This window comes from Pantoea sp. AG1095 (genome assembly GCF_003208415.1).
GTDB lineage: Bacteria > Pseudomonadota > Gammaproteobacteria > Enterobacterales > Enterobacteriaceae > Pantoea > Pantoea leporis.
In genome coordinates this window covers 743,178-757,304 of sequence record NZ_QKMJ01000001.1, presented here as the reverse complement: position 1 = coordinate 757,304, position 14,127 = coordinate 743,178, and the positions used below count along the sequence as shown (strand labels likewise).

The following is a 14,127-nucleotide window of genomic DNA, read 5'->3' as shown; positions in this document are numbered from 1 at the left end:
CAAACGCTGGGCTAGTTGTAGCGGGAATGGACAGGAAAAATGTAGAGCGGTATCACATCCCAAAACGATGACAAAATCCTCCATATATTCAGCAAATTTAACCGGTCGTTAACTTTTGCAGTGGATCACACATCCCCCCCGATGACAGAAAAGTGCATATTCTCAGCGACTGATGACTAACCGCTTCTGCCGCCCCATTCCAGGATAGAGCCAGATAACTCACACAGGAGAATCCCAATGGGTGCTGGCACCATAACAATTGGGCTGGATTTTGGCAGTGACTCGGTGCGTGCGCTGGCCGTGGACTGTCACAGTGGTAAAGAGCTGGAAAAAGCGGTGGTCAACTATGCACGCTGGGCCAACGGCGAATTTTGCGATGCGCACGCCAATCGCTTTCGTCACCATCCGCAGGACTATATCGATGCGTTAGAGCAGGCGATTGTCACCGTGGTTAACGCCTTAACGCCTGAACAGCGCGCCGCCGTAGTGGGGATTGGCGTGGATTCCACCGGCTCGACGCCTGCGCCCATCGATCGTGATGGCAACGTGCTGGCGCTGCGCCCGGAATTCGCCACCAACCCCAACGCGATGTTCGTGCTGTGGAAAGATCACACCGCGATTGAAGAAGCCGAAGAGATCAATCAGCTGTGTCGTAGCGGTCGTTTCAACGATTACACCCGCTATATTGGCGGCGTCTATTCGTCGGAGTGGTTCTGGGCCAAGATACTGCACGTGTCACGCGCCGATGCTGCGGTACGTGAAGCGGCAGTGTCTTGGGTGGAACTGTGCGATTGGGTGCCCGCGCTCCTCAGCGGCACTACCGCACCCGCGCAGCTGCGTCGTGGACGCTGTGCCGCCGGGCACAAATCACTGTGGCATCCGGAGTGGCAAGGTTTGCCGCCGGCTGACTTCTTCCGCGCGCTCGATCCTCTGCTGGTCGAGCAGCTTGATTCCCCCTTGTTCGCAGACACCTGGACCGCCGATGTGCCGGTGGGCACGCTCAGCAGCGAATGGGCGCAGCGCCTCGGCTTATCGCAACAGGTGATTCTTTCGGGCGGCGCGTTTGACTGCCACATGGGCGCGGTTGGTGCCGGTGCGCAGCCTTATACGCTGGTGAAAGTGATTGGCACCTCAACCTGCGACATTCTGATTGCCGACAGCGACACCGTTGGCGACCGCGCCATCAAAGGCATCTGCGGCCAGGTAGATGGCAGCGTGGTGCCGGGCGCGATTGGCTGCGAAGCCGGCCAGTCGGCGTTTGGCGATATTTATGCCTGGTTCAGCCGCCTGCTCGGCTGGCCACTGCAGCAGGCGGCGCAGCACCATCCGGAGCTGCAACCGCAGTTAGCCGCGCTGCAAAAAGATCTGATCCGCAACCTCACCGAAGCCTGGGCGGCCAATCCGCAACTCGATCATCTGCCGGTGGTGCTTGACTGGTTCAACGGCCGCCGCACGCCAGACGCCAATCAGCGCTTAAAAGGTGTGATCACCGATCTCAATCTCGGCACCGATGCGCCCGCGCTGTTTGGTGGCCTGATCGCCGCCACCGCGTTTGGCGCACGCGCCATTATGGAGTGTTTCGAACAGCAGCAGATTCCGGTGCAGAGCATCCTGACGCTCGGCGGCATCGCCCGCAAATCCCCCGCCATCATGCAGGCGTGCTGCGACGTCATGAACCGTCCGCTGGATATTGTCGCCTCTGACGAATGCTGTGCGCTCGGCGCGGCCATTTTTGCCGCCGTGGCCGCGGGCGTCTATGCCAATGTGCCTGCCGCCCAGCAGGTAATGGCCAGTCCGATTGATGTGACGCTGCAACCCAACGCCGCGCGCGTGGTGGTTTATCAGCAACTTTATCAACGTTATCAAAACTGGTGCCAGGCTGCTGAACCGCAGTACGCCGCGCGCACCGCATCCGCTCAGTAAAGGAGAGATTTAATGGAACAGCACAACGCACAACAGGTGTGGTTTGTTATTGGTACGCAGCACCTTTACGGCGCGGAAACCTTGCGTCAGGTGGAACAGCACGCCCGCCAGGTGATGGACGGATTGAATCAGGCCGGCACCTTGCCGGTGTCGCTGGTGCTGAAGCCGCTGGTGAAATCACCAGACGAAGCGCTGGCATTGTGCCGCGACGCTAACCACGATAATCAGTGTGTCGGCATCATTACCTGGCTGCACACCTTCTCGCCGGCCAAGATGTGGATTGGTGGCCTGAGCATTCTGAATAAGCCGCTGCTGCAATTCCATACCCAGTTCAACGCGGAGATTCCGTGGGACAGCATGGATATGGACTTTATGAACCTTAACCAAACCGCGCACGGCGGCCGCGAGTTCGGCTTTATCGGCGCGCGCATGGGTTTGCAACACAGCGTGGTTACCGGTCACTGGCAGGATAAAGCCAGCCAGCAGCGCATCGGACGCTGGATCAATGCCGCGCTGGCAAAACAGGCCAGCCAGCAGCTGAAAGTGGCGCGCTTCGGCGACAACATGCGCGAAGTGGCGGTGACCGAAGGCGATAAAGTCGCGGCGCAGATTCAGTTTGGTTACTCCGTGAATGGCTGGGGCGTGGGCGATTTGGTCGAGGTGGTGAATAGCGTCAGCGATGGCGACGTCAACGCGCTGATCGATGAATACGAAAGCCAATATCGCTTCACCGATGCCGCCGCCGTCAATGGCGACAAACGTCAAAACGTACTGGATGCGGCACGCATTGAGCTGGGTCTGAAACGTTTCCTCGAAGCCGAGGGCTGCAAAGCCTTTACCACCAACTTCCAGACTTTGCACGGCATGACGCAACTGCCCGGTTTGGCGGTGCAGCGCTTGATGGGCCAGGGCTATGGATTTGCCGGTGAAGGCGACTGGAAAACCGCCGCGCTGCTGCACATTCTCAAGATCCAGGCAGGCACACGCGCGGGCGGTACTTCCTTTATGGAGGATTACACCTATCACTTCTCACCGGGCAATGATTTGGTGCTGGGCTCGCACATGCTGGAAGTGTGCCCGTCCATCGCCAAAGAGGAGAAGCCGCTGATTGATGTGCAGTTCCTCGGCATTGGCGACAAAGCCGATCCGGCGCGCATGATCTTCTCCACGCCGGCCGGACGCGCGGTGAATGCCAGCGTCATCGATCTGGGCGATCGTTTCCGTTTGCTGGTGAATGTGGTGGATGCGATCGAACAGCCCAAACCGCTGCCAAAATTGCCGGTGGCCCGTGCGCTGTGGCGTGCCCAGCCGTCGCTGGCCACCGCATCAGAAGCCTGGATTCTGGCCGGCGGCGCGCACCACACGGTGTTCAGCCAGGCGCTGGATCTGGATGATATGTATCTGTACGGCGAGCTGAATGGCATTGAAGTGCTGGTGATTGATGAGGAGACGCGCTTACCGGCATTTAAAGATGCGCTGCGCTGGAATGAGGCGTATTACCGCCTGGCACGTTGATTTCGTCCTCTGCGATATTCCCCTCATCCTAACCTTCTCCCGCAAGCGGGAGAAGGAACCGTTTTATAAACGCTGTCACTCCGAACTCAACGTCTGCTTTTGCTTCAGGGAAGAGTGCTGCTTATCGCTGCACCGGCGGCTCCCTCTCCCGCGCGCGGGAGAGGGTTGGGGTGAGGGAAAGGCGGGTGAAGAAGTTAGGAGGTCAAACGCTTAACAGGTGCGTTCTGCTGGCGATCCCACATCACGGTGAGCAGGCGTTGCAGCGCGATAAATGCAAACAGCAGAATGCCGATGGCGATCTTGGTCCACCATGAACTCAAGGTGCCGTCGAAGTTAATCCACGTCTGAATCAATCCCTGAATCAACACGCCAAACAGCGTGCCCAACACCGTGCCCACGCCGCCGGACAACAAGGTGCCGCCAATCACCACCGAGGCAATCGCGTCCAGTTCCACACCCAATCCCGCTAGCGCATAGCCTGCCGAGGTATAAATGGAGAACACAATGCCCGCTAATGTCGCCAGCGTGGTCGACAGCATATAAATCCTGATGGTGGTCGCGCGCGTTGACACGCCCATCAACTGCGCCGAAGTCAGGCTGCCGCCAATCGCATACACCTGATTACCAAAGCGCGTTCGGTGCGCCAGAATAATCCCGCCGAGTACCACCACCAGCATAATCAGCGCCAGCAAACTCAGGCGTCCGCCGCCGGGGATCTTCCACGCCAGACTCGACAGCGTGGTATAGAGCGGATGATCGATAGGAATCGAGTTCTCCGACACCAGATAGCTGCAGCCGCGCAGGAAAAACATCCCCGCCAGCGTAATGATAAACGCCGGGATTTTCAGCGCATCGATCAGCCAGCCCATCATCGCGCCAAATAGCGCGCCCATCGCCAGCACCAGCGCAAACGCCAGAAGCGGATCGAGATGATAATCACCAATCACCCGCGCGAGGAACACGCCGCTGAAGGCAATCACCGCGCCCACCGACAGATCAATGCCGCCGGACAAAATCACGAACGTCATCCCCACGGCGATAATGCCGAGGAAAGCGTTATCGGTGAGGATATTGCAGATCACGCGCGTTGAAGCGAAGCCGGGAAATTGGCTCAGGCAAAACAGATAACCCGCCACAAACACCAGCAGCGTGATCATCAAGGGCAGATGACGTTTCATCATTTCGGGCGTCTCCGTTTCAACATGGCAATAAAGCGTGGCGACTGCAGCAGCAATACGCACATCACCACCACCGCTTTCACCACCTGATTGAGTTCAGGCTGGAAGCCGGACAGCAAAATACCGGTATTCATCGACTGAATAATCAACGCGCCAATCAGTGACAGCACCAGATTGAAGCGCCCGCCCATCAGCGAAGCACCGCCAATCACCACCGCCAGAATGGCATCCAGCTCCAGCCACAAACCGGCATTATTAGCATCGGCACCGCGAATATCCGCAGCGACGATCATGCCCGCCACCGCCGCGCACATGCCGCTAATCACATAGGTCGACATCACCACCAGCCAGCCATTCACACCGGCATTGCGCGCCGCACGCAGGTTAATACCGACCGCTTCGATAAACAGTCCGAGCGCGGTTTTGCGCGTCAGCAGCCACACCACGAGCGCCACCAGCAGCGTAATCCATACCGGCACCGGCAGCAGCCACAGCGAACCGCTACCAAACCACGCCAGGCTATCGCTGTTGAAGGTAACGATTTGGCCCTGTGTAATCAGCTGCGCCACGCCGCGTCCCGCCACCATTAAAATCAAAGTGGCGACAAACGGCTGAATTTTTAGTAGCGCCACCAAAATGCCATTCCATAAACCGCAGGCCAGGCCGGTACCGAGCGTCGCCAGAATGATGAACGGCAAACTGTGCCCCGCCACCGTCAAGGTCGCCGCCGTTGCGCCGGCAATCGCCATTACCGCGCCCACCGACAGATCGATGCCGCCGGTGGCAATCACCAGCGTCATGCCAATCGCCAGCAGCGCCACCGGCGCGGCGCGATTGAGGATATCAATCGGGCTGCCGAACAAACGGCCATCCTGAATGTGAATGGCAAAAAAGTTATTCGCCACCAGGCTATCCACCAGCAGCACCAGAATCAGCGCCACAATCTGCGGCATGCCAGGCGGCAGCTTCGGCTTACGCCGTTCGGGTTTGTCATGTGTCATAGGGGATTCAAGCATGTTGTACTCCTCCATCGGCGATGGCGTTGACGATCGCGGATACCGACAGCTGCTCAAGCGGGATTTCGGCCACCTGCTTCAAATCGCGCATGATCAACACGCGATCGGCATAGCCCACCAGTTCTTCGAGTTCAGAGGAGATAACCAGCAGCGCCAATCCGTCGGCGCACAGGGTTTCAATTAAGCGAATGATTTCGGCGTGCGCGCCGACATCGATGCCGCGCGTTGGCTCGTCGAGGATCAGGAATTGCGGTTTGGTCACCAGCCAGCGCGACAGCAGCACCTTCTGCTGATTGCCGCCGGACAACAGCTCAACCGGCTGATCGGCATGCGGCGTGCGAATGCCGAGGCTCTTGATAAAGCGCTCAGCGATCTCCTGCTGCTCACGACGCTTGATCGGTCGCAGCCAGCCGCGCTGCGCCTGTAGTGCCAGAATGATATTTTCGCGCACCGACGCGCCACCAATGATGCCGTCGGTTTTACGATCTTCCGGACAGAAACCCATACCGAGGCGCGAAGCCTTGGCGGGCGTGCGGATGTTCTGCACTTTGCCCTTGATGGTCGCGGTGCCGCGATCGGCCCGGCGAATGCCAAACAGCACTTCGGCGGTTTCGGTACGGCCTGAACCGAGCAGTCCGGCCAGTCCCACCACTTCACCCGGGCGCACCTGCAGGTTGAAGGGTTCAATGGTGCCCTTCTTGCCATAATCTTCAAATGACACCACCGGCTGATTGCTGCGCAGTGTGCTGCCCTGACGCTGCAAAGCGGTTTCCAGCAGCTCGCGTCCCAGCATCAGCTTGATCAGTTCAATCTGCGGCAGTGTGGCGGTATCGCGCGTGGCAATAAACTGGCCGTTACGCAGCACGGTGATGCGATCGGTAATGCGGTAAACCTGGTCGAGAAAATGGGTAACAAAAATCAGGCTCATCCCTTTGGCTTTTAGCTGCGCCATCAGGGTAAACAGCATTTCGACTTCATTGGCATCGAGGCTGGCGGTCGGTTCATCAAGGATCAGCACCTGCGCGGAGAGATCGACCGCGCGGCAAATCGCAATGATCTGCTGCATCGCCACCGAGTAATGCCCCAGCGGACGCGTTACGTCGAGTACAAAGCCGTAGTTGCGCATCAGCGCATCGGCGTCGCGCACCATGCGCTTGCGATCAATCATGCCGAAGCGACGCGGCTCGCGGCCAATGTACAAATTATCCGCCACCGACATATTCGGCAGCAGATTCACTTCCTGATAAACCGTGCCAATGCCCATCTCCTGTGCATCAGCGGTGTTGTGCGGCGTAATCGCCTTGCCGTTCAGGGTTACCGTGCCGGCATCACGGGTATACACGCCGGTCAGAACTTTAATCAGCGTGGATTTGCCCGCGCCGTTTTCGCCCAGCAACGCCATGATCTCGCCCTTGCGGATGCTGAACGAGACATTATCCAGCGCCTTCACGCCGGGAAAGCCTTTGCTGACGCCGCTAATGGTCAGCAGTGCGGTTTCATCGGAGGTGCTCATCAGGTTCTACCTCGCCTTACGTCATCAAAAACCGCCCCGAAGGGCGGTTGCGGGGATCAGTAACCCATGCCTTTTTTGGTATCGAGCTGCGCCTGTGCGGAGTCCGGCAGATACAGTTTCGATTCTGTTTTGATGATTTTCGGCGGCATCGTGCCGTCTTTCTTGAATTTCTCCAGCGCGTCGAATGCCGGACCGGCCATATTAGGCGTCAGCTCCACGTTGGCATTGGCTTCACCGGCCAGCATCGCTTTATAGATATCGGGCACGCCATCAATCGAACCGGTCAGGATATCTTTGCCTGGCTTGAGGCCAGCTTCTTTAATCGCCTGAATCGCACCGATCGCCATATCATCGTTATGCGCGTAAACCATGCAGATGTTCTTGCCGTTGTTTTCCGCCTTGATAAAGCTCTCCATCACCTCTTTACCTTTACTGCGGGTAAAGTCACCGGACTGCGAGCGAATCACTTTGATATTGTCGTGGCCGGCGATGGCTTCGGCGAAGCCTTTCTTACGGTCAATTGCCACGCTGGCGCCGACGGTACCTTGCAACTCGACGACGTTACATTTTTTGTCCGCGACCGTTTTCACCAGCCAGTCGCCAATCAACTTGCCTTCCAGCACGTTGTCCGCAGTGACCACCGCCATGTACAGCGATTTGTCTTTCACCACGATGGCGCGATCGAGTAAGAACACCGGGATTTTGGCGTCTTTGGCTTCTTCCAGCACCGGTTCCCATCCCGTTTGCACCACCGGCGCAATGAAGATGGCATCAACGCCCTGCGCGATGAACGATCGCACCGCTTTGATTTGATTCTCTTGTTTCTGCTGGCCATCGGCGATTTTCAGCGTGATACCGCGCTTTTGCGCTTCACTTTTTGCCACATTGGTTTCTGCTGAACGCCAGCCAGATTCCGACCCAACCTGTGAGAAGCCCACCGTCATATCAGCAGCCAACACCGACGTACTCAGTGCCGAGCTCACCATGGCGGTCAAGAGTAAACGTTTCCACATAATTTCATTCCTCTGAAGGGAGTGTGTTGTAGGGGTACAAAACGCGAATTAAGCCTGGCTGAAAAGCGCGTAAACAAGCGCGACATACTTCACAAATCAGAGTGAATTAAAGGAGTTACGTGAACAGGCAATGCTTTATAGATCGTGGCATTATGGACAAAATGCCTGCTAATTATTGCGGAGGGCGTTAAATAAATGTAATAAACAGAATCGGTTATGCTTCTCACTTCTGGAAACGATTACAGCGGGCGCGTAAAGAATGGTTATGGTCTGCCGCGACAATCAATTATTGGTTTTGTGACTGCTCGCACAGAATGTGAGTGCCGGTTTCACGGCGTGTGCATAAATTTGCTGACCAGAGCGGAATAAACAGCGGATTCATTCGCAGCACGATCGGAAATACCTATTATAGAGACGGAGAAATAACGGCTTTCCAATAATGCGCTAATAGCGTGAGATTTTCTCACAAGCCCGCTAAATACCGGCCTGAATTTGCCTTAAATCGTACTTTATATGCGCGTTTAAAACGCGTAAAGGGCAAAAAAGTGTCGTTTCATGAGCGAATTAGCGCATGTTGTCTGAATTTTGTATTTTTTTATGAGTCGCGTATGGACTCTCGCCGCGTGCTCCCTATACTTGGGCACTTCCAAGTACTTTATATTTAAATGGCAATCATGACTGCATTAGATTACCTGCTGAAATTCCGCAAAGTGAATAATCTCGATAGTCTGGAAAAACTCTACGACCATCTGAATTATTCGCTGACTGATGATAAAGAGATCATCAATATGTATCGCGCCGCCGACCATCGACGTGCTGAACTGGTCTCTGGCGGACGTCTGTTCGATATGGGCCGCGTGCCGAAAACTGTCTGGCGTTACGTGATCTAATTGATTTATCCCCTCTCTATCTGCGCTCTTGCGTTGTCCAGGTCGGGCGTGCCCCGTTTGGACATGATACGCTCTGCATCGCCCTCTTCTCTGCAAACAGGATCTTGTCGATGACCCTACTGGTGAACCCGCCACGTATTGCTGGCTGGCTACTGCTGCCGCTGGCGTGGCTGATCATGACCATGCTGACCAGTGCGCTGGTGGTGGCAATGTATCTGAGCCCGCTGTTTAAACCCGAATTACGCACGACGCTGTTCTCACACGGCGGCACTTTGCTGACGCAATGGTCGATCTCGCTGCTGACTGCTGCGGTGGTATGGGCGTATAGCATTTGGGTGTGCTGGATTTTCTGTAAACGTTCGCGTCGCTTACCGCGCCATTACATTCTGTGGCTGCTGATGACCATCTTGCTGGCGTTAAAAACCTTTGCCTTCACGCCGGTGGCCGATGGCAAAGCGATTCAGACTTTACTGCTGTCGCTGCTGGCGGCTGCGGTGTTTGTGCCCTATTTCAAACGCTCTCAGCGCGTAAAACAGACATTTATCCAGCCATAATGACGTGAGTTTCGTCAGCAATTTAATTCTGAGTGCTCTCAATGCTCGCACAAACCCGTTGAAGGTTGAGATGCACCTCTCAATTCCGGATAATAGACGCCTTTCGGCTTCCCAGGTTAAAAAATGACCGATTACTTACTTCTCTTTGTTGGCACAGTGCTGGTGAACAACTTTGTGTTGGTAAAATTCCTCGGCCTTTGCCCATTTATGGGCGTGTCAAAAAAACTGGAAACGGCCATTGGCATGGGACTTGCCACCACTTTCGTGATCACGCTGGCGGCGATCTGCGCCTGGCTGGTGAATCACCTGATTCTGGTGCCGCTTGATCTGGTCTATCTGCGCACCCTCGCCTATATCCTGGTGATTGCTGTTGTGGTGCAGTTCACCGAAATGGTGGTGCGTAAAACCAGTCCGTCGCTCTATCGCCTGCTGGGTATCTTCCTGCCGCTGATCACCACCAACTGTGCGGTGCTGGGCGTGCCATTACTGAGCGTTAACCTCAACCACACCTTCCTGCAGGCGGCGCTGTATGGCTTCAGTGCGTCACTCGGCTTCTCGCTGGTGATGGTGCTGTTCGCTGGCATGCGCGAGCGTCTGGTACTGGCGAATGTTCCCGCGCCGTTTAAAGGTAACTCGATTGCGCTGATCACCGCTGGTCTGATGGCGCTGGCCTTTATGGGCTTTACCGGGCTGGTGAAATTCTAATGACCGCGATTTGGATTGCGATTATCGCGCTGGCTGCATTGGGCCTGGTGTTTGGTGCCCTGCTGGGTTACGCCTCACGTCGCTTCGAGGTGGAAGAAGATCCGATTGTTGAGCAGATCGATGAGATTTTGCCGCAGAGCCAGTGTGGTCAGTGCGGCTATCCCGGCTGCCGCCCGTATGCCGATGCGGTGGGTAACAACGGTGAAGCGATCAATAAGTGCGCGCCCGGCGGCGAGCAGACCATGCTCAAGCTGGCCGCGCTGCTCAACGTTGAACCGCAACCGCTCGACGGCGGCGCAGACGTGCTGGAGCCGATACGTACCGTGGCATGGATCGATGAAGAGAACTGCATCGGCTGCACCAAATGTATTCAGGCTTGCCCGGTGGACGCCATCGTGGGTGCCACGCGCGCCATGCACACCGTGCTGAGCGATGTCTGCACCGGCTGCGATCTCTGCGTTGCGCCTTGCCCGACCGACTGCATTGAGATGCGCCCGGTTGCCACCACCACGGCCAACTGGAAGTGGAATCTCGACACCATTCCTGTACGGGTGATCCCGGTAGAAACCCATGCTTAATTTGTTAAACCTGTTCCGCAAAGAGAAGTTGTGGGATTTTCAGGGCGGCATTCATCCGCCTGAGATGAAAACACAGTCCAACGGTACGCCGCTGAGCCAGTTACCCCTGCCTGAGCGCTTTATCATTCCGTTAAAACAGCATATCGGCCATGAAGGCGAGATTTGCGTGGCGCCCGGCGACAAAGTGCTGCGCGGCCAGCCGCTGACCTTTGGCGGCGGACGCATGCTGCCGGTGCACGCGCCAACGTCCGGCACCATCGAAGAGATTGCGCCACACATGACGGCGCACCCTTCTGGCCTCTCCGAGCTGTGCATTTTCCTGCGTGCCGACGGCGAAGATTGCTGGACTACGCTCGATCCGCAGCCCGATTACCGCGCTCTGTCGCGTGAAGAGGCGGTAAAACGCATTCACAATGCGGGCATCGCCGGATTAGGCGGCGCGGGCTTCCCGACCGCCACCAAACTGCGCGGCGGCCTGCGCGGCGTAAAAACCCTGATCATCAACGCCGCCGAGTGCGAGCCGTACATCACTGCCGATGACCGTTTAATGCAGGATTGTGCTGCCGAAGTGCTGGAAGGCTGCCGCATTCTGGCGTGGGTGTTGCAGGCGGAACGCGTGCTGATCGGCATAGAAGATAACAAACCGGAAGCCATTGCCGCGCTGAAACAGGCATTGGGCGGCGATCGTGAATTGCAGATTCGCGTGATTCCTACCAAGTATCCGTCTGGTGGCGCGAAACAGCTGACGCAGATTCTTACCGGCCTCGAAGTGCCACACGGCGGACGTTCCACCGATATCGGTGTGCTGATGCAAAACGTCGGCACCGCGTGGGCGGTAAAACGCGCCATCGTAGACGGCGAACCGATCACCGAACGCGTGGTGACGCTGACCGGCGCAGCGCTGGCGCGACCGCGCAACGTCTGGGGAAGGCTCGGTACGCCGATCAGCCACCTGCTGCAGCATGCCGGTTTTACGCCGGGATCGCGCCAGATGGTGATCATGGGCGGCCCGCTAATGGGCTTTACCCTGCCGTCGCTGAACGTGCCGCTGGTGAAAATCTCCAACTGTATTCTGGCGCCGTCGGCCAGCGAAATGGGCAACGATCAGCAAGAGCAATCCTGTATCCGCTGCAGCGCCTGCGCGGATGCCTGCCCGGCGAAACTGCTGCCGCAGCAGCTGTTCTGGTACAGCCAGGGCGGCGATCACGAAAAAGCACGCGCGCACAATATTGATGACTGCATTGAGTGCGGCGCCTGCGCTTACGTCTGCCCGAGTAACATTCCGCTGGTGCAATATTATCGTCAGGAAAAAGCCGAACTGCGCGCCATCGATCTCGAAGCGAAACGTACCGCCGAAGCGAAAGCGCGTTTTGAAGCGCGTCTGGCACGTCTCGAACGCGAAAAACAGGCGCGTGAAGCGCGTCATGAACAGGCTAAACAGCGCGTGGCGCGTAGCGATCAGGGTGAACTCGACGCCGCCGTGGCACGCGTGAAAGCGCGGCAGGAAAAAACGCCGGAGCAGGATGCTGCGGAACGCGAAGCGCGTCATGCACAAGCCTTAGCGCATCAGGCCGAGAAGCAAGCTGAAACGCAGGCGCTGAGTCGTCAGTCCGGCGATCCGCGTAAAGCGGCGGTGGAAGCGGCAATTGCCCGTGCGAAAGCGAAGAAAGCGGGCGCACCGGCGGCTGACGTCGCGCTTGCCGAGCCGCCAGCTGATGCGCCTGCGGCAGAAGTCGATCCGCGTAAAGCGGCGATTGCGCGTGCGAAAGCGAAAAAAGCTGCCGCTGCGGCAGAACCCGCACCCGCTGAGCCGCCAGCCGTCGCGCCTGCTGCTGAAGTCGATCCGCGCAAGGCCGCCGTTGAAGCGGCGATTGCGCGCGCCAAAGCCAAAAAAGCCGCCGCTTCCGCACAACCCGCTGCACCGGCACCCGCCGAGCCGCCTGCCGATGCACCTGCTGCTGAAGTTGACCCGCGCAAGGCCGCCGTTGAAGCGGCGATTGCGCGCGCCAAAGCGAAGAAAGCCGCCGCCGCTGCCGCGCAGCAGGCTGAAGCCACATCTCCTGAAGTGGAGGCTGCTGCCTCTCCTGACTCCGCCGACCCACGCAAAGCGGCGATTGCCGCTGCGGTCGCCCGTGCCAAAGCGCGTAAAGCGCAGCAGCAGCCTTCGACGACTGAGGATTAAATGGCTTTTCGTATTGCAAGTTCTCCCTATACCCACAACCGCCGCAGCACCGGCAATATCATGCTGCTGGTGGTGTTTGCCGCGCTGCCGGGCATGGCCGCACAATGGTATTTCTTTGGCGTCGGTTTCTTAATTCAGGTTTTGCTGGCCACCGCCACCGCGTGGGCCACCGAAGGGGCGATTCTGCGCCTGCGTAAAACGCCGGTGTTGCCGACTTTATCCGATAACTCTGCCCTGCTCACCGCGTTGCTGCTGGGCATCAGCCTGCCGCCGCTCGCGCCGTGGTGGTTGGTGGTGTTAGGTACCATTTTCGCCATCGTCATCGCCAAACAGCTGTACGGCGGTTTGGGGCAAAACCCGTTTAACCCGGCAATGGTCGGTTACGTGGTGCTGCTGATCTCCTTCCCGGTGCAGATGACCAGCTGGCTGCCGCCCGATAGCCTGCAGGCGATCAAACCCGGCCTGCTGGATTCGCTCAGTATGATCTTCACCCACCATACGCTGGCCGGTGAAACCATGCAGCAGCTGCAGCTCGGCGTTGATGGCGTCAGCCAGGCGACACCGCTCGATACCTTTAAAACCGGCCTGCGTGCTGGGCACAGCGCCGAACAGCTGCTTGCGGAGCCGATTTATAGTGGCGTGTTAGCCGGTGTTGGCTGGCAGTGGGTTAACCTCGGTTATCTGCTGGGCGGTGCGCTGCTGCTGGCAAAGAATGCTATCCGCTGGCACATTCCGGTCAGTTTCCTCGTCTCGCTGGCGTTCTGCGCCACGCTGGGCTGGGTGTTCTCGCCGGAGTCGCTTAACTCACCGCTGATTCACCTGTTCTCCGGTGCCACCATGCTCGGCGCGTTCTTTATTGCTACCGATCCGGTGACTGCCTCCACCACCAATCGCGGCCGCCTGGTTTACGGCGCGCTGATTGGTTTACTGGTGTGGCTGATTCGCAGCTTTGGTGGCTATCCGGACGGCGTCGCCTTCGCAGTATTGCTGGCCAATATTTGTGTGCCGCTGATTGATTACTACACTCAGCCGCGCGTTTACGGCCATCGCAAGGATTGAA

Annotated in this window: 12 protein-coding genes; 8 read left to right on the top strand and 4 right to left on the bottom strand. The window is 57.6% G+C overall.

What is annotated here, in order from left to right; genetic code table 11:
• Positions 1–237: 237 nt before the first annotated feature.
• Positions 238–1,923, top strand: a complete 1,686-nt coding sequence (locus DEU53_RS03695; RefSeq protein WP_110866057.1) for a ribulokinase — start codon at positions 238–240, stop codon at positions 1,921–1,923.
• Between the two features lie 12 nt (positions 1,924–1,935).
• The gene (araA, locus tag DEU53_RS03690; RefSeq protein WP_110866056.1) at positions 1,936–3,438 is read left to right on the top strand and encodes an L-arabinose isomerase; all 1,503 of its coding nucleotides are present in this window, start codon (positions 1,936–1,938) and stop codon (positions 3,436–3,438) included.
• Between the two features lie 194 nt (positions 3,439–3,632).
• Here the strand turns inward: araA and yjfF are convergent, their stop codons facing one another.
• From yjfF to ytfQ, 4 genes are read right to left on the bottom strand one after another with little or no spacing between them, the layout of a single operon-like run.
• Positions 3,633–4,619: a galactofuranose ABC transporter, permease protein YjfF gene (yjfF, locus tag DEU53_RS03685; protein WP_101764518.1), complete on the bottom strand. Its 987-nt coding sequence runs from the start codon at positions 4,617–4,619 to the stop codon at positions 3,633–3,635.
• Positions 4,616–5,632 carry a galactofuranose ABC transporter, ATP-binding protein YtfT gene (ytfT, locus tag DEU53_RS03680; RefSeq protein WP_101764519.1) on the bottom strand — a complete coding sequence of 339 codons (1,017 nt, stop codon included), beginning with the start codon at positions 5,630–5,632 and terminating at the stop codon, positions 4,616–4,618. Before ytfT ends, yjfF begins: the two co-directional genes overlap by 4 nt.
• Positions 5,625–7,145: a sugar ABC transporter ATP-binding protein gene (locus DEU53_RS03675; protein ID WP_110866055.1), complete on the bottom strand. Its 1,521-nt coding sequence runs from the start codon at positions 7,143–7,145 to the stop codon at positions 5,625–5,627. Before DEU53_RS03675 ends, ytfT begins: the two co-directional genes overlap by 8 nt.
• A gap of 56 nt (positions 7,146–7,201) precedes the next feature.
• Positions 7,202–8,158 carry a galactofuranose ABC transporter, galactofuranose-binding protein YtfQ gene (gene ytfQ, locus DEU53_RS03670; protein ID WP_008110249.1) on the bottom strand — a complete coding sequence of 319 codons (957 nt, stop codon included), beginning with the start codon at positions 8,156–8,158 and terminating at the stop codon, positions 7,202–7,204.
• A 674-nt stretch (positions 8,159–8,832) separates the two neighbouring features.
• On the opposite strand from ytfQ, the gene ydgT reads away from it, so the two are divergent.
• From ydgT to rsxD, 6 genes are all read left to right on the top strand, one after another.
• A complete protein-coding gene (gene ydgT, locus DEU53_RS03665) occupies positions 8,833–9,048 on the top strand; it encodes a transcription modulator YdgT (protein WP_167391211.1) in 216 nt (71 codons plus the stop codon).
• Positions 9,049–9,158: 110 nt separating this feature from the next.
• Positions 9,159–9,602 carry a DUF2569 domain-containing protein gene (locus DEU53_RS03660; protein ID WP_110866054.1) on the top strand — a complete coding sequence of 148 codons (444 nt, stop codon included), beginning with the start codon at positions 9,159–9,161 and terminating at the stop codon, positions 9,600–9,602.
• A gap of 123 nt (positions 9,603–9,725) precedes the next feature.
• Positions 9,726–10,307: an electron transport complex subunit RsxA gene (gene rsxA / locus DEU53_RS03655; RefSeq protein WP_101764524.1), complete on the top strand. Its 582-nt coding sequence runs from the start codon at positions 9,726–9,728 to the stop codon at positions 10,305–10,307.
• Entirely contained in the window at positions 10,307–10,885 is a 579-nt protein-coding gene (gene rsxB / locus DEU53_RS03650; RefSeq protein WP_110866053.1) for an electron transport complex subunit RsxB, read from the top strand. The genes rsxA and rsxB overlap by 1 nt, the downstream gene beginning before the upstream one ends.
• Positions 10,878–13,067, top strand: a complete 2,190-nt coding sequence (gene rsxC / locus DEU53_RS03645; RefSeq protein ID WP_110866052.1) for an electron transport complex subunit RsxC — start codon at positions 10,878–10,880, stop codon at positions 13,065–13,067. The genes rsxB and rsxC overlap by 8 nt, the downstream gene beginning before the upstream one ends.
• Positions 13,068–14,126, top strand: a complete 1,059-nt coding sequence (rsxD, locus tag DEU53_RS03640) for an electron transport complex subunit RsxD (protein WP_110866051.1) — start codon at positions 13,068–13,070, stop codon at positions 14,124–14,126. It begins immediately after the preceding gene.
• Position 14,127: the final 1 nt, after the last annotated feature.